This window comes from Mycobacterium sp. (genome assembly GCF_002863225.1).
In the GTDB taxonomy this organism is placed as follows: Bacteria; Actinomycetota; Actinomycetes; order Mycobacteriales; family Mycobacteriaceae; genus Mycobacterium.
Window position 1 is genome coordinate 1 of the sequence record NZ_PKEK01000012.1, and the last position, 21,906, is coordinate 21,906.

Sequence of the window (21,906 nt, forward strand, 5' to 3'; positions counted from 1 at the left end):
GCGCTTTCGACATGAGCCATGACTGTCACCTATGACCCGACTCATCACCGGTCATCGCTGATGTAACCCATGACGCGACTCATCTGTCACCTATGTCATGAACTCACACACCTCCGCCACCGCCATATCTTCTCGACGTGGTTCCGGCCTGGTCGTCGCGTGTTGACGGGTCGGCCACCCTTCGACGCGTCCGCGCCCGCTCAGGCGGAGCACTCGTCGATCGCGCGGCGGTAGATTCCGACCAGCTCGCGCTGCACGCGACGACTTTCGGCGGCGCGCTCCTGGCGCCGGGCCGGATTCTCCCGGCCATCATCAGCGCGGACATCGCCGAGCGCGGTGCGGACAGCCTCCAGCAGGGTCGGTCGGTCCAGCCGATGCGTGTCGAACCCGAAAGTCGGTGAGCGGTGTTGCTCGTGGAAGAAGCCGCAGTCCGGCACGACCGCGCGCACACCGGCGTCGTGGCAGAGCTCCACCCAGCCCGAGTGCGTGCCGAACCGGTAGGGCAGGACCAGCACGTCGATCTCGTGCAGGTAGTCCCGCAGACCTGCGTCGCTGAAAGGCGGGTGAACCCGTACATCGACGCCGCGTGCTGATTGATGCGCGATTCGCTCGGGCACATCGTGGCAGCGCGGCGACGAGAACACGGTGTCATCCAGGTCGAGGCGGATTTTCGCTCCGATATCTCCATCGGTCAGTGCGTCGAGCAGCGGCCACGGATCGACGTTGGCGCGTAAGTGTTTCGCGTGGACGGCGACCACCGGGTCGCGGTGACGTGCGCGCGGTGCGCCGACGTCGGCCAGCGGCAGCAAATGTGGGTGCGGTAGCACCACCGCTTCGCGATGCCATTGTGCGGCAATGAATTCCGCGGCACCGCTGGTCAACGTGATGACCGCCGTGGCCGCCGAGACCAGGGTCTCGAGTTGTCTGTGGTGTGGACCGGCGTCGAGAAAATGCGGGTTGTGCAGATCGTGAACGGTCAAAACCAGCGGCACCCCGTTTGCCCTCGCGGTCGCACCTACCGCCGAGAGCAGGCTGGTCGGCGTCGACTCGAAACCGAAATGCACATGCAAAACGTCGATCTCGCTGACGCGACTGCGCAGGTAGTCCGGCTCGAGCCAGCGCGGCGGCCACCACTGTCCTGGCGCGGTGACGCCCAACGGCTGCGGATCGGGCAGCACCGCGACGTCATCGGCGTCGGTCATCGCCCTCACATAGGGGTGGTCCGCCGGCACAGATGCAACGCGAATCACGATGCAAGCCTCCGATCGACGAACTAGGCAGCTCAATTCGCCGCTGACTCGACGATCACGTCACGCTGAGGTATATCATTCGCCGCTGACGGCTACCCCTGCGACGTGTGTCCGGATCCTGGCCGTCGCCGCCACTACGGCGAGTTCTATCGAGCTTCGTCGACGACGGAGGATCGGGACCGGCCGCTGTGGCTGGTGTGGGGAAATTGCCAGGCCGAGGCGCTTCGCCTGTTGCTCGACGCGGTGCCCGACCGCCCCTATCGAACTGTTCGCGTTCCACCGGTCCACGAAATACGGTCGAGCGATTTACCTTTCGTGGACGCACTGCTCCGCCAGACCGCCGTGCTCCTGAGCCAGCCGGTACGGCAGCACTATCGCGACCTGCCGATCGGTACAGCTGACCTGATTCGGCGGCTCCCGACCGGTGCCGCAGCGTACCGCTGGCCGGTGATTCGCTACGCCGGTCTCTATCCGTTCCAGGCAATTGCACGCCACCCCGCCGATCGGTCGATCACACCTCCCGGTGTGCCGTATCACGACTTGAGAACCGTTGCTGCCGCGTGCAGAGGCGCCGCCGCCGACGACGAGTGGGACATCGACGTCAGCGACGACCAGATACGCACCGCCGCCGCCGCCAGTCGCAGTGATCTTGCCCGGCGGGAGCGCGACACCGACGTCGGCATTGCAGACGCCATCGCGACCTACGGCGCAGACGCTGCACACACCATCAACCATCCCGGTGATTCGACGTTGCGTGAGTTGGCGCGACGCGTGCTCGCACTGTGCGACTTGCCCGACACGCTTGCGCCCATCGACGGCGGTCCGCTCCTCGGCTCGGCATACGCGCCGCTCGAACCAAGGGTCATCGCTGCGCTGGGGATAACCGCGACACCGCGCCCGCAGTGGCGCCTACAGGGCGTCGAACTCGATCCGCAGGACGTCCACGCGACTCAAATCGACTGGTATCGGCGGTACCCCGAGTTCATCGACGTCACGGTGCGTCGGCATCGAAAGACGATGCAGACCCTGGGTTTGATCGGCGCATCCACGTGACAGCGCCGATAACCCAGATTGTGGTGGGAGCGCGTCGGCACGGGGTGGTGCGATTCGGCCTCGAACTGCACGAGGCGCTCGGACGGCACACGCGCGCTGCGGCCCTGGTGTGGGCGCCGACGGTGGCGGCGCTGCCCAGGCGCATCGGGGCCCAGAGTTCGATGGTCCATCTCCAGTTCACCGATCGACTATTCGGCGCGACGCCTGCGGCAGCGATGTCGGCCTTCAGTGCTTTTGCCGGTGAGGTGACCGGTCTCGGGGCGAAGTTGACGGTCACCCTGCACGACCTGCCGCAGCCATCCGACGGTGAGTCCTATCCGGCGCGCGTGCAGGCCTACCAGACCGTGGCTTCGCTGTCCGACCGGGTAGTGGTGTGCAGTGAGCACGAACGAGACCTGATGCGAGAAAACGGAATCGAACACGCTGACATCCGCGTCGTCCCCCTGCCCATCACAAAGAGCGCCGAGATCGGGGCGATCCCGTCCGATGGGCAGTCGCTGACGTTGGGCGTGTTCGGCTTCGTCTACCCGGGCAAGGGATACGAGGAGGTCATCGCCGGCGCCGAGGGGCTGCCGAGCAGCGTCGAACTGCGCGTCCTCGGTGCCGCCTCGCCCGGTCATGAGGCGCTCATCACCGATTTGCAGCGCCTGGCAGCGCGCAGTCGCCGCCCTGTCCGCGTGACCGGCCACATCGACGAGCCCGATCTCCTGCCGGCGCTACGCGCGATCACCGTGCCGATCATCGCGCACCGCCGCTTCTCGGCCTCCGGCTCGCTCAACAGTTGGCTGGCGGCGGGACGTCGTCCGCTCGCTCCGCTGACTCGCTACACCGCGGAGGTCGAACGGCGTAATCCGGGCTGCCTGAACCTGTTTCCGGACAATCCCGCTGGCCTGCGCGCAGCTATTCACGATGCCCTGGCGTGCCCGGCAAGCACGTGGCTGACTGGTGGCACCGCGCTGCAGCCGAGTCCGTCGGAGGCTGCCGCTGCGTACGCCGAGATACTCCAGGCAGGCCGGTGGTGAGGCCAATCCCGTTGAGCGACGGACGGTTTACCGTTCCCGGCAACCGGTGGGACCTGCTGTCGGACATGCCACCGCGGTCGGCCTCGGTTGCTGTGATCGTTCCTTACTACAACCAGCCGCACGAGCTGACCCTGGTGTTGGCCGCTCTCGATTGCCAGAACTACCCGGTCGAACTGCTCCAGATCGTGGTGGCCGACGACGGCTCGGACGAGCCTCCGGTGATACCCGCCTCGCGAATACCGGTCAGCGTTGTGCGGCAACCAGATCAAGGGTTTCGGGCGGCCGCGGCCAGAAATCTCGGCGCGGCAGCCGCGACGGCGGAGGTGTTGTGTTTTCTCGACGCCGACACCATTCCCGAGCGCGACTACATTCGCCGCATCACGGCGTTGCCGTCACTGTGTCCCGATGCCCTGGTTGTCGGCCGGCGACGCCACGCGGACTTCTCCGGGTGGACACCGCACCGGTTGGAGCTTTGGTGGAATGGCGGCCCGGCGCCGACCGAGTTCGACGAGCCGCTCTGGCTCAGTGACGGATACCGGCGCAGCGGCGACCTCCTCGACATCGTCGGCAGCAGCTATCGCTACATCATCAGCTCGGTGATGTGCTGCAGCGCGGAGTTGTTCCACAGCGTCGGTGGATTCGACGAAAGCTTCGTCCAGTATGGCGGCGAGGATTGGGATTTCGCGCATCGCGCGATGATGCTCGGCGCCGTGCTCAAGCACGACCGCGACGCGGTGGCCTGGCACTGCGGGCCGGATTGGGCCCTTCGCGAAATGGAAGAGCGGGCGCGGGTGAAGAACACCGAAGCCCTGTCGGTGGTCCGCGTGGTACCCGATCCCGATGCGCGCGTCCCGGGGCTGACGTACGAGATCCCCGAAGTGGTGGTCGACATCGCCGCCGACGAGCACGGTCCAGGGTCGTTGCTCGCGACCATCGGATGCTTCCTCGAACTCGACGTGGGGATGTGGGTGCACGGACAGCGCGCTCAGCAGTTGCTCGGAGAACTGATGCTGACCGACCCGCGAATTCGAGTCGGCCCGATTCCAGAATCGGTGCTGCGGCGCTGCCGGCTGGTCATCACCGTTGCCGGTCGTATCTCGCTTCCTCGTGCTGCGGTTCGCGAACTGGTATCGCTGTGCAACGAATCAGGCGTCGGGGTCGTCACTGCCCAGGCGGGCCGCGTGAGCGTCACGTGTTCGGCGTCCTGGGCGCTGAACCGACGGTTGCGCTGGAGCACCGGAGATGTTCGAACGTCGGTACCGGCCGATGCGGCGCTGATGAGCGTCACCCACGACGTCCCGGGAGATGCTCTGAGGTTGGTCGAAGTCGCCCCCGATCATCCGTGCTGAGCGATCGCCTTATATCGTTTGCTGACGGTTCAGCCCCAGCCGACTTCTGCCGCAATCTTCGGGGGTTTGCCTTATGTCGACGCAGCCGGAATCGAGTGACCGGATGATGCCCTCACCGCAAGATCGAATCGGGTTGGCAACTGCGCTGGGGAATTTGGCGATCCAGATGCAGGCTCAAGACGGCTCGGTCGACGTGCTGAACACGGTCATCGATGCCGCGGTGAAACTGTTGCCCGGAATCAGCTGGGCCGGTGTCGCGCACGTCCGGGGCAAGACGGTGCTGGCGCAGGTGCCCAGCGACGACGTCTCCCGGTCGTTGAACGAGTTGCAGAACGAGCTCGCAGAGGGTCCGGCGATCGCTGCGCTGTCCGGCCTCGAGACCCTGGTCGTGCCCGATCTGACCCGCGAATCCCGTTGGCCCCGCTTCGTCGAGGCGGCCACCGGTCTCGGCGTGCGTTGTCTGATGGTCTTTCGATTGTTCGTCGAGAGTGAAGTGCTGGGCGTCCTGACGATCTACGGACCCCTCCCTGACATGTTCGACGACGAGGCGATCATGGTCGGCGAAGTCCTGGCCCAACACGCCGCTGTCGCATTGGCCGGGGCGGCGGCGCAGGAGCAGTTGCACGCCGCGATCGCCAGCCGCGACACGATCGGCCAAGCCAAGGGCATCCTCATGGTCCGCGATCAGATCAGCGGCATGAAGGCGTTTTCGATCATGGTCAAGGCGTCGCAGGAGACCAACATCAAGCTTGCCGAGGTCGCGAAGTTCGTGGTCGAAGAGTTCGAGAACAAGCTCCCGGCCTGAGTCGACAGCCGAGAGAGGATCAGGCTCCGCCGTGCAGGCCGTCTTTGATGCCCTCGAGATCGCGGTTGATGCCCTGCAGATCGCCCTCGATGGTTTGCAGGGTGGTCTCTGACTTCTGCATCGTCTGCTGCGCCTGAGAGTTCGTCGTCGCCTCGAACTGCGGGCAGTAGGTGACGACGGCGGCCGCGGCGAAGTCGGCGCTCTGCTGGTTGTCCCAGATCGTGGACCGCTGCACGAATTGGGTGGCGTCGGAGAAGTTGGGTTGCCTGCCGAGGAAGTCGCAGACGGCGTGCCCCTGCGTCGCGGCGTAGTCGCGGCTGGGCACCGGCACGCCCTCCTGCTGCAAGGCATCGACCATCGCCTTCTCGGCGATGTCGGCGGGCGTCGGGGGAGCCGACGGCGGATGCAGAGCCGGCGCGGGCACCGGGCTCACCCGCTCGTCGGACACCGGGGTGGCCACTGGTTCGACCGGCCGGTGGTGCCGGTGCAGGGTGAACATCGCCACCAGCATCGCGGCCATGGCGAGCACCGACAGCGGCACCGCCGCACGCAACGCGAATCGGAGCAGCCGGCCACGGCGCCGCCGCCGCGGCCGGTCGACGGTGTCGACGAAGGGCGCCAGGATCTCGTCGAGAACCGCGGTGTCGCTCATGACTTCGACCGGATGGCCGAGGCGTTCGTCGAGAAGCGCGTCCACTTGTTGGCTGGACGGCAGACCACCACGCTCGCGGATCGAGCGGAGCTCGGCGGCGACGCGGCGTAATTCGGAGTCGATTGTCTCCCGGTCGCGCATCCCAAGAGCTTAGGGCCAAGCGGTGTCTCGGGTTGGCGTTACCAGTCGGAAAATCTGTCCGACTCGCTCCCAATTCGCGGCCCGTGCGGCACAGTGAAGGCTTGAATTCTCGACGGTTGCTCGGTGGGCTGTTCGCGACTGCTGCGTTGGGCGCGATCTGGTGCGCGCCTGCGCACGCGGACAGCGGGGACGCAGACCCGTTGAATGCGTTGATGATGGGCGGCACCGGGATGCCGACGCCCAGCGAGTTCTGGCGAGACACCATCATCACCGACTACATCAATCCCGCGACCGGTCAGGACTACACCTCGGTTCTGGTCCCTACTCCGGAATCGGCTGCCAGCACGTCGATTCCGGTCGGTCTGGCCAACCTGCAGGCCGCGATGGATGCTCAGCCCGCCGGCCAGCCCTACCTGGTCGAGGGTTATTCGCAGAGCGCCCAGATTGCGGTTCAGGAGAAGTTGCTTCTGATGCAACTCGAGCCGGACTCCCGGCCCGATGTCACCTTCCTGCTGCTCGGGTCCGGCAACCGGCCCGACGGCGGCTTCCTGGAGCGCTTCGCCGGACTCGTCATCCCGGGCGCACCGGGCTTCGATTTCAACGGCGCCGAGCCGACCAACGCGGGCATCACCACCATCGACATCGCCAACCAGTACGACGCCGTGGCCGACTTCCCGCAGTATCCGGTCAACCTGGTGTCCGACGCCAACGCTCTGCTGGGCTTCTTCTACGCCCACGCCGGATACGGCAACGGTCCACTGCCGTACGAGGTTCCGGCGATCTGGCCGCCGTCGGATCCGCTGCCTCCGCTGGACGCGCAATTCGCCGACCAGTACGTGCTCGGGTCGACCGAGGTCGTCAGGCAGGTCGAAGGCGACACCACCTTCTATTTCATTCCCGCCAACACCCTGCCGCTGCTCGAACCGCTCCGAAGCCTCGGTGTGCCCGAACCCGTGCTCAAGATCTTCCAGCCGGCGCTTCAGGTGCTCGTCGAGGCCGGTTATGACCGTTCGGTTCCGTTCAGCGAGCCGACACCCGCTGAACTCGTTCCCACCCTCGACCCGGTGACGTTCACCCTCCAATTCGCCAACGGGGTGGCTCAGGGCGCCAATAACGCCTTCGCGCTGTTCGGCGCCGAGCTGCCCGGATTCGACGAGCTGGAGTCCTTCTTCGACGAGGCGCAAGCCTGGTCCGAGGAGACCATCGGGGTGCCTTACTACCAGTTCGTCTCCGATCTCAACGACGCCTTCAACCCGTTCACGGCCTTCATCGACATCGAGGGGCCGATCGGAGCGGAGATCCAGAACCTGTTGGATCTCACCGGCATCCAGCAGAATCTGCTCGACCCTGTTCTCGGGCTGGTCGGATCGCTCGGCGGAATGTTCACAAGTTGAATTGATTCTCGGATTCGGACGCCCCGCCCGCCGGTAGCGCCTTAGATGAGTTCATGGAATTGATGAGTCCGCTCGACTCGGTGTTTCTGACGATCGAGTCGCGCGAGCACCCGATGCACGTCGGCGGGTTGCAGTTGTTCGAACCGCCGGAGGGCGCCGGGCCGGAGTTCGCCCGCGAGATGCGCGACGCGCTGGTCGCCAACACCGATTTCCAGCCCACCTTCCGAAAGCACCCGGCATGGACATTCGGCGGAGTCCCGAACGTCGCGTGGACCTATGACGACCCCGATGAGGTCGACATCGACTACCACGTGCGGCGCTCCGCACTGCCCACGCCCGGCCGGGTTCGCGAGCTGCTCGAGCTGACCTCGCGGTGGCACAGCGGTCTACTCGACCGGCACCGGCCGCTGTGGGAAGCCCACTTCGTCGAGGGACTGAACGACGGCCGGTTCGCGGTCTACAGCAAGTTCCACCACTCGCTGATCGATGGCGTCTCGGCGCTGCGGCTCATGCAGCGGACGTTGTCGGCCGACCCTGACGACACCGAGATGAAGGCGATCTGGGATCTGCCGCGCCGCCACCGCAAAGAGGTCGAGAAGGCCGGGCGACCGGGATTGTCCAAAATCGCGGGATCCATTGCGGCATATGGTCCGTCGACGTGGTCGCTGGCCCGGGCCGCGCTGCTCGAGCAGCAGCTGACATTGCCGTTCGCTGCGCCACGCACGATGTTCAACGTGCCGATCGGTGGGGCGCGACGGGTCGCCGCCCAGTCCTGGGGCATCGACCGGCTCAAGGCCATCAAAGTCGCCGCCGGTGTCACCTTCAACGACGTCATCCTCGGCATGTGCTCCGGTGCGTTGCGCCACTACCTGCAGGACGAGCAGTCGCTGCCCGACGCCCCGCTGATCGCGATGGTGCCGGTGAGCATGCGCTCCGACGACGAGGCCGACAGCGGCGGCAACCAGGTCGCCGCGCTGCTGTGCAACCTGGCCACCAACGTCGAAGACCCGGCCAAGCGACTGGAGACCATCAGCGCGTCGATGCGGGGCAACAAACAGGTGTTCTCGGAGTTGCCGAAGCTGCAGGCCTATGCGCTGTCCGCAGCTCTGATCGCGCCACTGGGACTGTCCGCCGTGCCGGGTCTCGCCACCACGGCACCGCCGGCCTTCAACATCGTCATCTCCAACGTGCCGGGACCGACCAAACCGATGTACTGGAACGGCGCCCGCCTCGACGGCAACTACCCGCTGTCGATCGCGCTGGACGGTCAGGCGCTCAACATCACCATGGTCAACAACGCCGACAACATCGACTTCGGCCTGGTCGGCTGCCGGCGCAGCGTGCCGCACCTGCAGCGGCTGCTCGGCCACCTTGAAACCTCACTCAAGGATCTGGAACGCGCAGTCGGGGTGTGACGTCGTGCCCAAGCTCAGCGCGGGCCTGCTGCTCTACCGCGTGCGCGACCGCGCCGTCGACGTCCTGATCGCGCACCCGGGCGGACCGTTCTGGGCGCGCAAGGACGACGGCGCATGGTCGATACCGAAGGGCGAATACCCCGAGCACGAAGACCCGTGGGCCGCCGCGCAACGCGAATTCGAGGAAGAGGTCGGCTGCGCGCCACCGTCCGGCCCGCGCATCGACCTGGCCCCGGTCAGACAATCCGGCGGCAAGATCGTCACCGCATTCGCGGTGCTCGCGGATCTTGACGTTTCCGACACCCGCAGTAACACCTTCGAGCTCGAATGGCCAAGGGGCTCAGGGCAAATGAAGTCGTTCCCGGAGGTCGACCGGGTCGAGTGGTTCCCGGTGGCGCAGGCCAGGGCCAAGCTGCTGAAGGGTCAGCTCCCACTGCTCGACCAACTGATGGCAGCCCCGGAGCTGGCCGATCTGGCCGAGAGCTGAACGGGCTGGCGTATCTTCACTCCCATGCAGACGCTGCGCACCCCTGAAGACCGTTTTACCGCGCTACCCGAGTTCCCTTATGCCGCACGCTATTCCGACGTTTCCGACGCCGACGGTGGCACGCTGCGGATGGCCTGGGTGGAGGATGGCCCGGCCGATGCCGACCCGGTGCTGCTGCTACACGGCGAGCCGTCGTGGTCCTATCTGTACCGCACCATGATCCCGGTGCTGTCCGCGGCCGGACATCGCGTCATCGCCCCGGACCTGGTCGGTTTCGGTCGATCGGACAAGCCGGCCCGCATCGAGGACCACAGCTACGCGCGCCACGTCGAGTGGGTGCGCGAGCTGGTGTTCGACAAGCTGGACCTGCGGGGGGTGACGCTGGTCGGGCAGGACTGGGGCGGCCTGATCGGGCTGCGGCTGGCCGCCGAACACCCAGACCGGTTCAGCCGACTGGTGGTCGCCAACACCGGCCTGCCGACCGGTGACATTCCGATGCCGGAGATCTGGTGGCAATTCCGCCAGGCCATCCAGACTGCGCCGTCGATCGACGTCGGCCGGTTCGTGCAGGGCGGTTGCCGCCGTCCGATGAGCGACGAGGTCCGCGCGGCCTACGACGCACCGTTTCCCGACGACACCTACTGCGCGGGACCACGGGCCATGCCGGGCCTGGTGCCGACTTCCCCGGACGATCCCGCGGCACCGGCCAATCGATCGGCCTGGGCGACGCTGACCGCGAGTACGACGCCGATGCTGGTCGCGTTCAGCGACGGCGACCCGATCACCGGCGGGATGGCGCCGATCCTGCAGCGCGAGATGGCCGGCGCGCAGGGCATCGATCACCCGGTGGTGGGCAACGCCGGGCACTTCCTGCAGGAGGACGCCGGCCAGGAGCTGGCGGGATACGTCGTGGACTTCCTCGGCGGCTGAATCCTCAGCACGACACGTGGATCGTGAACGTCTCCGCTTTGAGGCGGGTTCGCTCGGCGTCGTTGAACCCCAACGCCGCCCCGGTGATGTGGTACGTCGCGCCGGTCATCGTGACCGAGGCCTCGCCCTGGAGTGTGTGCTCGTAGGAGCCGGTAAAGCCGTCGACGTCGCGGAACCGGACGAACTCGGCCTTCAGCTTGGTGGCGTTGGACAGCATCGCGCTGATCTTCGATGCATGCAGGTCGGTGTGGATCCGCGTCATCCAGTCCACCGTCTGGCAGCTCACCGAGTACGTCTTGCCCACGTCTCTGCCGTCGATCGACAGCACCGCGGTGCCCGGCGGCAGCACCCCGCGGGGCGGAGTCGCCGCCTTGTCGGAGCAGCCACTGAGCAACAGCACAGCGGCGGCGACGGTACACACGCCTTTGTTCACAGACAGAACCTAACCCGGCGCCCGCACAAATGCGTCACCGTCCCCGTAAGACCGTAGCTACCTGCAAGTTCTTTGAAACCTGCACAATGCAAATATGTCTGCCACGTCGAGCGTCGCCGGCCCGCAGGAACTTCTGCTGCAGCTTCTGGACCCGGCGAACCGGGCCAACCCCTACGCGGTCTACGAGCAATTCCGCGAATGCGGGCCGATGCCGCTGCCCGACGGCAACCTCACCATCTTCTCCTCGTTCCGCGACTGCGACGACGCGTTGCGGCACCCGGCGTCGTCGGTCGACCGCAACAAGTCGGCGATGGTGCAACGCATGCTCGCCGACGGCCAGGCACAGCAATCGGATGTGCCGCCGATGTTCCTGTTCCTCGATCCCCCCGATCACACCCGGCTGCGCAAGTTGGTCAGCAAGGCCTTCGTGCCCAAGGTGGTCAACGAGCTGGCGCCGCGCATCACCGAACTGGTCGACGGAATGCTCGACCGCGTCGCCGAACAGGGCCGGTTCGATGCCGTCGACGATCTGGCGCACCCGCTTCCGGTGAACGTGATCTGCCGTCTACTCGGGGTGCCGATCGAGGACGAAGCGGAGTTCAGCAGGGCCTCCGCGCTGCTGGCGCAGGCGCTCGACCCCTTCTTCGCGGCCACCGGCGAACCGATGGAGGGCATCGACCAGCGGATAGCGGCCGCCCAGTGGCTGCGTGGATATCTGCACAACCTGATCGATCAGCGTCGCAAGCATCTCGGCGACGACCTGATGTCGAGGTTGATCGCGGTCGAAGAGTCCGGCGACCAGTTGGCCGAGGAAGAGATCGTCTCGACGTGCAGCCTGTTGCTGATCGCCGGGCACGAGACCACGGTGAACCTGATCGCCAACGCGATGCTGGCCATGTTGCGCGAGCCGGCACAGTGGGCCGCGCTGGCCGCCGACCCGCAGCGCGCATCGGCCGTGATCGAGGAGACGCTGCGCTACGACCCTCCGGTGCATCTGGTCGCGCGAATTGCCGCCGATGACATGACAATTGGCAAGACCGACGTGGCCCAGGGCGACACCATGCTGCTGCTGCTGGCCGCCGCCCAGCACGACGCGGCCGAGTTCGACCGGCCCGCGGTGTTCGACCCCGACCGAAAAGCGTTCCGCCACTTGTCCTTCGGACGCGGACTGCATTACTGCCTGGGTGCGCCGCTGGCCCGCCTGGAGGCCGCGGTCGCGCTGACCGCGGTGACGACGCGTTTCCCCCATGCCCGGTTGGCCGGCGACCCGGTCTACAAGCCCAACGTCACGCTGCGCGGGCTGGCCTCGCTGGACGTCGAGATCTAGTCGCGCGGCTGCGGCGGACCCGTCGCGGTGAGCGCCACCACCGGGATCACCCGCGAGGTCTTGGCCTCGTAGTCGGCGAATCCCGGGTAGCGCGCGGCCTGTAGCGCGTACTTGTCGTCGCGCTCCTTGCCCTCCAACTCGGTGGCGTGCACGTCGACGACGTCGTCGCCGATCTCGATCCGGGCGTCCGGGTTGGCCTTGAGATTCCAGTACCAGGCCGGGTTCGTGTCGGCACCGGCCTTCGAGGCGAAGATCAGGTACCGGTCGCCGTCGGCCAGATACATCATGATGTTGGTCCGCGGCTCGCCACTTTTCGCGCCGACCGTATGCAGGATGACCAGCGGTGCGCCCTCGAAGTTGCCGCCCACCCGGCCGTGGTTGGCGCGGAACTCCGCGATGTTGCGCTCGTTGAAGTCGTCAGCCATGTGCGCCAGTCTTCCCGGTTGCGCCCAGGCCCGGGACGATATCGCCGAGGCTGAACGTCACGGGGTTGTCGAGTTGCGCGTAGGTGCACGAGGTCGGCTCCCGGTCCGGCCGCCAGCGGTTGAACTGCGCGGTGTGCCGGAACCGCTCACCCTCCATGTGGTCGTAGCGGACTTCCACCACCCGCTCGGGACGCAGCGGGACGAACGACAGGTCCTTGCCCGCATTCCAGCGGGAGAACTCGTTCTTGCGCGGGGTGCGATCGCCTGCCTCCTGGGCGGCCCAGTTCCATGGGTGATCATCGAAATCGGTTACCAGCGACTGCATTTCGGTGAACAACTCGCGCCGCTTGGCCATCGGGAAGGCGCCGATCACACCGACCGACGCCAGCGTGCCGTCGTCTTTGTACAGCCCGAGCAGCAGCGAGCCGATCGCGTCGGGGCCGGACTTGTGCACCCGGTATCCGGCGACCACACAGTCGGCGGTGCGCTCGTGCTTGATCTTGAACATGATGCGTTTGTCCGGCTGGTAGGTGATCGTCAGCGGTTTGGCGATCACGCCGTCGAGCCCGGCGCCTTCGAAGTCGTCGAACCAGCGCTGCGCCAGAGCCACATCCGTCGTCGCCGGCGTGACGTGAATCGACGGACCCGTCCCGCTCAACGCGTCCAGCAACGCGGCGCGGCGCTCGGTGAACGGCCGGCGGGTGAAATCGTCGTCGCCGAGAGCCAGCAGATCGAAGGCGATGAACGACGCCGGGGTCTTCTCGGCCAGCATCCGCACCCGCGAGTCGGCCGGATGGACGCGCTGCTGCAGCGCTTCGAAGTCCAGTCCGTGGTCGGTGGCGATGACGATCTCACCGTCGATCACGCAGCGCTGCGGCAACTCGGCAACCGCCGCGGCGACCAACTCCGGGAAGTAGCGGGTCATCGGTTTCTCGTTGCGACTACCGACCTCGACCTGATCGCCGTCGCGGAACAGGATCGACCTGAACCCGTCCCACTTCGGCTCGTACGACGCATCGGGCGGGATCACCTTCACCGATTTGGCCAGCATCGGCGAAACCGGCGGCATGACAGGCAAGTCCATTTTCCCATTGTGTCCGAACGCCTGTGCTGGAATCGGAAGATGGCATCGCCAGCGGAGGAAATAGACGTCGACGGGATCGCGGTCCGGTTGACCAACCCGGACAAGGTCTACTTTCCGAAGCTGGGTTCCGAGGGCACCAAGCGAAAGCTCGTCGACTACTACCGGGCCGTTGCCGCGGGCCCGATGCTGGCTTCGCTGAAGGACCGGCCGACGCATCTGCAGCGCTTCCCCGACGGCGTCGACGGCGAGGAGATCTATCAGAAGCGCATCCCGAAGCACCATCCCGACTATCTGGAGACCTGCACGATCACCTTCCCGTCGGGCCGTACCGCCGACGCGCTGCGGGTGACGCATCCGGCCGCGATCGTCTGGGCCGCGCAGATGGGGACCATCACGTTGCATCCGTGGCAGGTCCGCTGCCCGGACGCCGAACACCCCGACGAGTTGCGGGTCGACCTGGACCCGCAGCCGGGCACCGGGTTCGACGAAGCGCGCAGTGTGGCGACCGAGGTGTTGCGCCCGCTGCTCGACGAACTCGGGCTGGTGGGCTATCCCAAGACGTCCGGCGGCCGGGGGATCCACGTGTTCCTGCGGATCAAAGCCGATTGGGACTTCATCCAGGTCCGCCGGGCCGGCATCGCGCTGGCCCGCGAGGTGGAGCGCCGCGCTCCTGACGCGGTGACCACGTCGTGGTGGAAGGAGGAACGCGGTGAGCGGATCTTCATCGACTTCAACCAGAACGCGCGTGACCGGACGTTCGCGTCCGCGTATTCGGTGCGGCGCACCCAGATCGGGACCGTGTCGATGCCGCTGAGCTGGGACGAGCTGGCAACGGCCAACCCCGACGACTACACGATCGCGACCGCGGCCGCGTTGGTCGCCAACCGGGACGACCCCTGGGCCGAGATCGACTCGGCCGAACAGTCGATCGAGCCGCTACTGGAGATGGTTGCCGCCGACGAGGAGAACGGGCTCGGTGATCTGCCGTACCCGCCCAACTATCCGAAGATGCCGGGCGAGCCGAAACGTGTTCAGCCGAGCAAAGATACCGACCGCAAGCGCTAGCTACTGCAGCTTGCCGGCCACGAACGTCGCGGCTTGGTTCGTCGCGTCCGGGACGTAGCCCAGGTGGGCGATGATGCTGCCACCCTCGGCGCAGATGTTGTCGTTCGGCAGGCAGATGTCGATCGCCTTCGGGGTGAAGCTCGGGTCGAGCGCGGGAATCTGGCTGTCCGACAAGCTCTTTGAGTAGCTGCTCTGCGGGTTGCCGAAAAGCGCCACGGCCGCAACGTGATTGGCGACCTGCGGGGACAGCCGGTGGCTGGTCATGTCCGCGACACCGGCGCCCTGTGAGTATCCGCCGATCACGATCTTGGTGTTCGGGCAGGCCGCGGCGGTGGCCTGGACGTGCGCCACCTCGTCGTCGGCGCCGGCGCGCGCGCTGTTCACGTAGTCGGTGGTCGACGGGTAGTTGACCGGGTAGAGGTTGATCGTCTTGCCGGGCAGTTGGGCGGTCAGCGAGTCGTAGAAGGCCTGGCCGGGTCCACCGGGTCCGACCGGCTCGCCGGTGCCCCGGGCGAATACCACCTCGGCGTTCGGGCAGTCATCGGCCGCGGCAGCGGGACCATTGGCCCCGGAAATCACTGCCGGGGCGGTGAGAAAGGCGAAAACCATCAGTGGCGCACCGGCAACGATGCGGGCCGCGCTGCGACTTGTCATGACGGGAATGTTGCCATCCCGTGGTCTGCGGCGTGCGCGCTACCGGTCTTCCAGTAGTCGCAGCGGGTGCAGGCCGTCGACGGCGCCGACGAAGGGCGGATGGATGCTGTAGCCGAGCATTCGCCGGATGTCGTCGGACACCGAACGGGCGATGTCGCGCGACACCGAGAGCGTGAAGGCCTCCATCGGCCGCAGCCATGGCTGGCAATACTGGGCGGTCACGGCCAGCCGGTCGGCGCCGGAGGTGTTGGCCCCGCCGCCGTGCCACAGCGTGCCCACGAAGAAGACGCACGACCCGGCCGGCATCACCACCGGCACCGCGTCGTCATCCGGGCCCGGCCGTCGCTTACCCCAGCGGTGGCTGCCGGGGTAGAGCACCGTCGCGCCGTTGTCGGCGGTGAAGTCGTCGATCGCCCAGATCGTGGCGGCCGCCAATGGCTCGCGGGGCCGGGGGATCGGGTAGAAGCCGTCGTCGTGGTGCGCCAGCTGCGCCGCCTCGCCGGGCTGGATGTTGATCGCCTGCAAGGCCGAGAGCAGGTAGTTGGGCATCAGCAACCGGTCCAGCGCGGCCAGCACCCGCGGGTGGTCGACCACCGGGTCGCAGATCCGCGTGCGACTCAGCACGCTGTAGATGCGCTGGGTCCGGCGGCCCTCGAAGGTGTTGCGGCCGGTGTGCCCGAGCCAGGGTTTTACCTCATCGCGAATCTGGTCGCACTGCTCGGAGGTCAGCAGGTTCTCCCAGACGACGTAACCGTCGCGGGCCAGCGCGGCCGCGTCCGCCTCCACCACGGCGGGGTCCACCGCGGTGCCACCGCTGGGCGTCCATTTGTAGCGCAGCGCCAGATCGCTGCGAAGGTCTTCCAGTGTCGTGACGGACTTGTCGTCGGGGGTCATCTGCACCAGTCCTCGGCTCTGACGACACAGTAAGCCGACCCCGCGTGCGCGTCACGCATTCGGCGGATCGTTCGGCGATTGGTTATAAATATGGCGTGGCCACCACCTTTGCGGACGTCATCAAGTCCAAATATCTCCTTCTGACCACCTTCACCAAGGACGGTCGCCCGAAGCCGACCGCAATCTGGGGCGTGCCGGACAACGGCAAGCTGTTGGTGATCACCGACGACGGGTCGTGGAAGACCAAACGGATCAACAACACCCCCCGCGTCACGCTCGCCAAGAGCGGATCACTGGGCAAGCCGAAGAGCGACGCCGTCGAGGGCGTCGCCCGGATTCTGCCGAAATCAGAGACCCGGCGGGTCTACAACGCGGTGCTGAAGCGCTACTGGTACCACGCCCCGTGGTTCTACGTGCACTCGATCGTGCGGGGTGGAATCGACAAGGTCCACGTCGGGCTGGAGATCACGCCGCCCGTTGGTTAGCCAAGCTACCCAGCCGTTGCGCGCTGCCGTAATCGGAGCGTTATAGTAGCCGCATGCGTCTTTCTCGCCTGAGCCCTGTGATTCGCGCCGGCGTTGCGGCGCTTGCGTTCGGTGCCGCTGTCGCCGTCTTCCCGCCGGTGGCGCAGGCAGATCCTGAGCTGGAGCCCGGTCCCGGCCGCACCTACAACGACTCGACCGACGACTTCCCCATCCCGCGACGGATGATCGCGACGTCATGTGACGCCGAGCAGGTTCTGGCCGCCGCACGAGACTTCACGCCGGTGTACTACCAGCGCTACATGATCGACTTCAACAACCACCCGAATGTCCAGCAGGCGACCATCGACAAGGCGCACTGGTTCTTCGGGCTGTCGCCGGCGGATCGCAGGCAGTACTCGGCGAACTTCTACCCGCCGTTGGGCTCCGGTGGCGATCCGCTGTGGTTCGCCTGGCCCAACCACTTCAAGATCTTCTTCAACAACAAGGGCGTCGTCGCTCACGAGACCGAGAACTGCATGAACTACCCGCGCGGCGACATGTCGCTGTGGCATTGGTTCTGACAGTCCGACAGCGTTAACCGCCTTCGCCGGCCTCGGCCAGCAGACCCACACAGGTCGCGGTGATCAACCGCGTCAGCGATGCGGTGAAGTCGATCTTCCAGTCGGGTGGGACGTCCGCCCGGTTCGCGTAGGCGTCGGCCAGTCGCTTCGGCGGGTTGGCCATCTGCCACAGCGGCGCCGCCAGCGAGTACGACGCCAGCAGCACATCGAAAGCTCCCGAGCGTCCCAGCGCGGGCAGTGCGTTCTCGATCGCTTCGGTCAGCGAGAGCACGGCGGTGTTGCTGATCTGCTTGAGTTCGAGCACCCGGTCGATCTCGACTTCGTGCTCGAGGTGCAGGTGCAGGTTGGCGAGCAGGTCGCAGAACAGCGGATCGGCGGCCAGCCCCTGAGCCAGCGCCTCGGCGATCCGCGCCGGCGACATCGGTCCGGGCTCGGCCAGGCTGGCGCACACCGTCTCCGAGAAGCGTGACCAGCCTTCGACGGCGAGGTTCAGCAGCACCTCTTTGTGTGAGGTGAAGTAGCGGCGCACGGCTGAGTAGTGCACTCCGGCCCGGCGCGCCACGTCGGTGAGAGTGACCGATGCGACTCCGGACTCCAGCGCCAGCGAGCGGGCGGCTTCGACCAGCGCCGCCGCCCGCTGACGCTTCTTGTCCTCGGTGCGGGCGCGCTGGAAGGTGAGCTGCGGCACCGCGCGAGGATAGCGCACACGGACGCATTGCGGGCTGCTGCTGAACCCGGTACCGTCCGCTTACGCACACACCATGCGTTATGAATGAACCGCTGTTCCGGCGGGGTGAGGAGCCGACTATCGGGGGTGCGGGCGTGGTTTACTCGTCAGGGTCCGGCGGCGCCCTGAGGCCCACGCAAGCGCCCTGAGACGCTCCGCCGATCAGCGGGTGAATATCTTCGTGTAATTGGGTCGTCGCCGAGTAGAGGCGCCCACCGGTAGCGGGTAAAGGGGTTTTCGATTCTCAGGCTGTTGGAGCGGACATGGATTCCGCTCGTCATTGCGATCGTGGTCGGTCTCGGTGGATTCACCGTCTTCCGGATCCACGGCATCTTCGGCTCTGAGAAGCGTCCCGCCTACTCCGACAGCGCGACCGACGACAGCAAGCCGTTCAACCCGAAGCGGATCACCTACGAGGTGTTCGGCACACCCGGCACCACGGCCGACATCAGCTACTTCGACACCAACGCCGATCCGCAGCATGTCGACGGCGCGAAGCTGCCCTGGACTCTCAAGATGACGACCAAGGCCGCATCAGTGGTCGGAAACGTTGTGGCGCAAGGTAACAGCAACACCCTGGGCTGCCGCATCATCATCGACGATGTGGTCAAAGCCGAGCGGGTCTCGCGCGAGGTGAACGCCTTTACCTACTGCGTTCTCAAGGGCGCATGACCACCGTCGAAGGCGCCAAAAGGCCCCGGGGACCGCGACTGATCCGTCGGTACGCGGTGGCGATCATCCTCGCCTGGATCGGGGTCATCATCCTGATGGCCGTCACCGTGCCACCGCTGGAGAAGGTCGCCGAAGAACGCCAGGTTTCCTTGAGCCCCAAGGACGCTCCGTCGGTGCAGGCGATGGAATTGACGGGCAAGAAGTTCAAGGAGTCCGACTCCGACAACTTCGCGATGCTGGTGCTGGAAAGCGACACCAAGCTCGACGACAATGCCCACCGGTATTACGACAGCATCGTCAAGCAGTTGCGCGCCGACCCGGCGCACATCCAGCACGTGCAGGACTTCTGGGGTGATCCGATCACGGCGCCGGGTGCCCAAAGCCCGGACGGCAAAGCCACATACGTGCAGATGAACCTCGCCGGCAACCAGGGCACGACCCTGGCGGAGCAGTCGATCGAGGCGGTTCGCAACATCGTGAACCGGACGCCGCCGCCCAAGGGTCTGACGACCTACGTGACCGGACCCTCGGCGCTGGTATCGGACATGCACCACAGCGGTGACAGCACGCTGGTCAAGATCACCATGGTCACGATGCTGGTGATTTTCACCATGCTGCTGCTGGTGTACCGCTCGGTGTGGACAGTGGTGCTGCTGCTGATCACCGTGTTCATCGAATTGACCGCGGCCAGAGGCATAGTCGCGTTCCTCGGCTATCACCAGCTGATCGGGCTGTCCACCTTCGCCGTCAACCTGCTGGTGTCACTGGGCATCGCCGCCGGAACCGACTACGCCATCTTCTTCTTCGGCCGCTATCAAGAGGCGCGTCAGCACGGCGAGACTCGCGAAGAGGCGTTCTTCACCACGTATCACGGCGTCGCCCACGTCGTGCTGGCATCCGGCCTGACGATCGCCGGCGCCACCTTCTGTTTGAGTTTCTGCCGGATGCCCTACTTCCAAACCATCGGTGTCCCTTGCGCGGTGGGCATGGTCGTCGCGGTCGCCGTCGCGCTGACTCTGGTGCCGGCCGTCATCGTGGTGGGTGGTCGCTTCGGGTTGTTCGACCCCAAACGACGAATCTCGACGCGTGGCTGGCGACGGGTCGGCACCGCGATCGTCCGCTGGCCGCTGCCGATCCTCGCCGCGTCGATCGGGATCGCCCTGATCGGTCTGCTGACCCTCCCGGGTTACCAGACCAGTTACAACGACCGGCTTTACATCCCGCACAACATCGCCGCCAACCAGGGATACGACGCCGCCGAGCGGCACTTCTCCCAAGCCCGGTTGATGCCGGAGGTCATGATGGTCGAGTCCGACCACGACCTGCGTGATCCGGCCGACTTCCTGGTGCTCGACCGACTGGCCAAGGGCATCTTCCGCGTTCCCGGAGTCTCACGCGTGCAGTCGATTACGCGCCCCGAGGGTACGGCGATGGAACACACCTCGATCCCGTTCCAGCTCAGCATGCAGAACGCCGGGCAGACGCAGATCATGAAGTTCCAGAAGGCCCGCATGGACGACATGCTCAAGCAGGCCGACGACCTTCAAGAGACCATGAACCGCATGCGGCACATGTACGGCCTCATGCAACAGCTCACCGGCATCACGCACAAGATGATCGGCGAGACACGGGAGATGCAGGCGGTCACCGAGGAATTGCGCGACGACGTCGCGAACTTCGAGGACACCTGGCGGCCGATCCGCAGTTACTTCTACTGGGAGAAGCACTGCTATGACATCCCGATCTGCTATTCGCTGAGGTCGATCTTCGACGCCGTCGACGGAATCGACGAAATCGACGACAAATTCCAGGTTTTGACCAACGACTTCAGTCAGCTCGACAACCTGATGCCGCAGTTGATCGTCGACTTCCCACCGATGATCGAGACCATGGACAGCATGCGGACCATGATGCTGACGATGCACAGCACCATGTCCGGCATCTTCAATCAGATGGACGACATGAGCTCCAACGCGAACGCGATGGGTCATGCGTTCGACCAGGCCAAGAACGACGACTCGTTCTATCTGCCGCCAGAAGTGTTCCAGAACAAGGACTTCAAGCGAGCCCTGAACAACTTCTTCTCGCCGGACGGCAAAGCGGTGCGGTTGATCATCTCGCACCGCGGCGACCCGGCCTCGCCCGAAGGCATCGCCCGGATCGCCTCGATCAAAGAGGCCGCCGAAGAGGCGCTCAAAGGCACCCCGCTGGAGGACGCCAAGGTCTACCTCGCCGGCACCGCGGCGACATTCAAGGACTGGAAAGACGGCTCCAAATACGACCTGATGATCGCCGGGATCGGTTCGCTCTGCCTGATTTTCATCATCATGCTGATCATCACCCGAAGCCTGATCGCGTCGATGGTGATCGTGGGGACGGTGGCGCTATCGCTGGGTGCCTCATTCGGCATGTCCGTGCTCGTCTGGCAGTACTTCCTCGGCGTCAAACTGCACTGGATGGTGCTCGCGATGTCGGTGATCGTGCTGCTCGCCGTCGGATCCGACTACAACCTGCTGCTGATTTCGCGGTTGAAAGAGGAGATTCCGGCTGGTCTGAAGACCGGGATCATCCGGGCCATGGGCAGCACCGGCAAGGTGGTGACCAACGCCGGTCTGGTCTTCGCGTTCACGATGGCGTCCATGATCGTCAGCGACCTGCGGATCATCGGCCAGGTGGGCACCACCATCGGCCTCGGTCTGCTGTTCGACACGTTGGTGGTCCGATCGTTCATGACGCCGTCTATCGCCGCGCTACTCGGCCGCTGGTTCTGGTGGCCGATCAAGGTGCGGCCACGGCCGGCCAGCGTCATGCTGCGGCCCACCGGACCGCGCCCCGCGGTGCGATCGCTGCTCGGTGAGAGCTTCGGTCAGAGCTCGGGCGACGATGCCCACACCGCACCGTTGCCGAAACCTACTGCCTGACAAGTCGTTTCGCTGCGGAGGGGGACCGCGTGGCAGCGGTACTCAGCGGTCATGGTCATCGCCCAAACTGACGTTAGCGTGGTGGCCACTCGCACTTCTCCGCGCCAACGTCAGTTTCAAGGACCATCGCTGAAACGGACAAGCCGCTCAATCCAGTTGCC

At 65.8% G+C, this 21,906-nt stretch carries 22 protein-coding genes; 14 read left to right on the forward strand and 8 right to left on the reverse strand.

Features of this window, described 5'->3' with window-relative positions:
• Positions 1-200: 200 nt before the first annotated feature.
• Entirely contained in the window at positions 201-1,202 is a 1,002-nt protein-coding gene (locus CYU59_RS02855) for a hypothetical protein (protein WP_292975686.1), read from the reverse strand.
• Between the two features lie 243 nt (positions 1,203-1,445).
• On the opposite strand from CYU59_RS02855, the gene CYU59_RS02860 reads away from it, so the two are divergent.
• From CYU59_RS02860 to CYU59_RS02875, 4 genes are all read left to right on the forward strand, one after another.
• Positions 1,446-2,303: a WcbI family polysaccharide biosynthesis putative acetyltransferase gene (locus CYU59_RS02860; protein WP_292975738.1), complete on the forward strand. Its 858-nt coding sequence runs from the start codon at positions 1,446-1,448 to the stop codon at positions 2,301-2,303.
• Positions 2,300-3,325, forward strand: a complete 1,026-nt coding sequence (locus CYU59_RS02865; protein ID WP_292975688.1) for a glycosyltransferase — start codon at positions 2,300-2,302, stop codon at positions 3,323-3,325. Before CYU59_RS02860 ends, CYU59_RS02865 begins: the two co-directional genes overlap by 4 nt.
• A gap of 11 nt (positions 3,326-3,336) precedes the next feature.
• On the forward strand, positions 3,337-4,674 hold the full coding sequence (locus CYU59_RS02870) for a glycosyltransferase (protein ID WP_292975690.1): 1,338 nt from the start codon (positions 3,337-3,339) through the stop codon (positions 4,672-4,674).
• A 73-nt stretch (positions 4,675-4,747) separates the two neighbouring features.
• Positions 4,748-5,479, forward strand: a complete 732-nt coding sequence (locus CYU59_RS02875; RefSeq protein WP_292975692.1) for a GAF and ANTAR domain-containing protein — start codon at positions 4,748-4,750, stop codon at positions 5,477-5,479.
• Between the two features lie 19 nt (positions 5,480-5,498).
• Here CYU59_RS02875 and CYU59_RS02880 read toward each other — a convergent pair whose 3' ends face one another.
• On the reverse strand, positions 5,499-6,272 hold the full coding sequence (locus tag CYU59_RS02880) for a DUF732 domain-containing protein (protein ID WP_292975694.1): 774 nt from the start codon (positions 6,270-6,272) through the stop codon (positions 5,499-5,501).
• A gap of 101 nt (positions 6,273-6,373) precedes the next feature.
• Here CYU59_RS02880 and CYU59_RS02885 point away from each other — a divergent pair, with 101 nt between their 5' ends.
• The 4 genes from CYU59_RS02885 to CYU59_RS02900 are packed head-to-tail and all read left to right on the forward strand — an operon-like array spanning position 6,374 to position 10,498.
• Positions 6,374-7,666 carry a PE-PPE domain-containing protein gene (locus tag CYU59_RS02885; RefSeq protein ID WP_292975696.1) on the forward strand — a complete coding sequence of 431 codons (1,293 nt, stop codon included), beginning with the start codon at positions 6,374-6,376 and terminating at the stop codon, positions 7,664-7,666.
• Positions 7,667-7,719: 53 nt separating this feature from the next.
• Positions 7,720-9,081, forward strand: coding sequence for a wax ester/triacylglycerol synthase family O-acyltransferase (locus CYU59_RS02890; protein ID WP_292975698.1), 1,362 nt, complete (start codon positions 7,720-7,722; stop codon positions 9,079-9,081).
• Positions 9,082-9,085: 4 nt separating this feature from the next.
• Positions 9,086-9,568 carry an NUDIX domain-containing protein gene (locus CYU59_RS02895; protein ID WP_292975700.1) on the forward strand — a complete coding sequence of 161 codons (483 nt, stop codon included), beginning with the start codon at positions 9,086-9,088 and terminating at the stop codon, positions 9,566-9,568.
• A gap of 24 nt (positions 9,569-9,592) precedes the next feature.
• A complete protein-coding gene (locus CYU59_RS02900; RefSeq protein WP_292975702.1) occupies positions 9,593-10,498 on the forward strand; it encodes a haloalkane dehalogenase in 906 nt (301 codons plus the stop codon).
• A 4-nt stretch (positions 10,499-10,502) separates the two neighbouring features.
• Here CYU59_RS02900 and CYU59_RS02905 read toward each other — a convergent pair whose 3' ends face one another.
• On the reverse strand, positions 10,503-10,931 hold the full coding sequence (locus CYU59_RS02905) for a lipoprotein LpqH (protein WP_292975704.1): 429 nt from the start codon (positions 10,929-10,931) through the stop codon (positions 10,503-10,505).
• 94 nt (positions 10,932-11,025) lie between these two features.
• On the opposite strand from CYU59_RS02905, the gene CYU59_RS02910 reads away from it, so the two are divergent.
• Positions 11,026-12,258: a cytochrome P450 gene (locus CYU59_RS02910; RefSeq protein WP_292975706.1), complete on the forward strand. Its 1,233-nt coding sequence runs from the start codon at positions 11,026-11,028 to the stop codon at positions 12,256-12,258.
• Here the strand turns inward: CYU59_RS02910 and CYU59_RS02915 are convergent.
• Both CYU59_RS02915 and CYU59_RS02920 read right to left on the reverse strand, forming a co-directional pair.
• Entirely contained in the window at positions 12,255-12,683 is a 429-nt protein-coding gene (locus tag CYU59_RS02915) for a nitroreductase family deazaflavin-dependent oxidoreductase (RefSeq protein WP_292975708.1), read from the reverse strand. The two genes, CYU59_RS02910 and CYU59_RS02915, sit on opposite strands and share 4 nt — an antisense overlap.
• On the reverse strand, positions 12,676-13,767 hold the full coding sequence (locus tag CYU59_RS02920; RefSeq protein ID WP_292975710.1) for an ATP-dependent DNA ligase: 1,092 nt from the start codon (positions 13,765-13,767) through the stop codon (positions 12,676-12,678). Before CYU59_RS02920 ends, CYU59_RS02915 begins: the two co-directional genes overlap by 8 nt.
• 39 nt (positions 13,768-13,806) lie before the next feature.
• On the opposite strand from CYU59_RS02920, the gene ligD reads away from it, so the two are divergent.
• Entirely contained in the window at positions 13,807-14,832 is a 1,026-nt protein-coding gene (gene ligD / locus CYU59_RS02925) for a non-homologous end-joining DNA ligase (RefSeq protein WP_292975712.1), read from the forward strand.
• Here the strand turns inward: ligD and CYU59_RS02930 are convergent, their stop codons facing one another.
• Positions 14,833-15,486 carry a cutinase family protein gene (locus CYU59_RS02930; RefSeq protein WP_292975714.1) on the reverse strand — a complete coding sequence of 218 codons (654 nt, stop codon included), beginning with the start codon at positions 15,484-15,486 and terminating at the stop codon, positions 14,833-14,835.
• A gap of 39 nt (positions 15,487-15,525) precedes the next feature.
• Positions 15,526-16,380 carry a phytanoyl-CoA dioxygenase family protein gene (locus CYU59_RS02935; protein ID WP_292975716.1) on the reverse strand — a complete coding sequence of 285 codons (855 nt, stop codon included), beginning with the start codon at positions 16,378-16,380 and terminating at the stop codon, positions 15,526-15,528.
• Between the two features lie 95 nt (positions 16,381-16,475).
• On the opposite strand from CYU59_RS02935, the gene CYU59_RS02940 reads away from it, so the two are divergent.
• Both CYU59_RS02940 and CYU59_RS02945 read left to right on the forward strand, forming a co-directional pair.
• Positions 16,476-16,865, forward strand: a complete 390-nt coding sequence (locus CYU59_RS02940; protein ID WP_292975718.1) for a PPOX class F420-dependent oxidoreductase — start codon at positions 16,476-16,478, stop codon at positions 16,863-16,865.
• Positions 16,866-16,918: 53 nt separating this feature from the next.
• On the forward strand, positions 16,919-17,425 hold the full coding sequence (locus tag CYU59_RS02945; protein WP_292975720.1) for a DUF5078 domain-containing protein: 507 nt from the start codon (positions 16,919-16,921) through the stop codon (positions 17,423-17,425).
• Between the two features lie 13 nt (positions 17,426-17,438).
• On the opposite strand, the gene CYU59_RS02950 is transcribed toward CYU59_RS02945, so the two are convergent.
• Positions 17,439-18,131, reverse strand: coding sequence for a TetR family transcriptional regulator (locus tag CYU59_RS02950; RefSeq protein ID WP_292975722.1), 693 nt, complete (start codon positions 18,129-18,131; stop codon positions 17,439-17,441).
• 270 nt (positions 18,132-18,401) lie between these two features.
• Here CYU59_RS02950 and CYU59_RS02955 point away from each other — a divergent pair, with 270 nt between their 5' ends.
• Both CYU59_RS02955 and CYU59_RS02960 read left to right on the forward strand, forming a co-directional pair.
• The gene (locus CYU59_RS02955) at positions 18,402-18,824 is read left to right on the forward strand and encodes an MmpS family protein (protein ID WP_363113771.1); all 423 of its coding nucleotides are present in this window, start codon (positions 18,402-18,404) and stop codon (positions 18,822-18,824) included.
• Entirely contained in the window at positions 18,821-21,745 is a 2,925-nt protein-coding gene (locus CYU59_RS02960; RefSeq protein WP_292975724.1) for an RND family transporter, read from the forward strand. The genes CYU59_RS02955 and CYU59_RS02960 overlap by 4 nt, the downstream gene beginning before the upstream one ends.
• Positions 21,746-21,906: the final 161 nt, after the last annotated feature.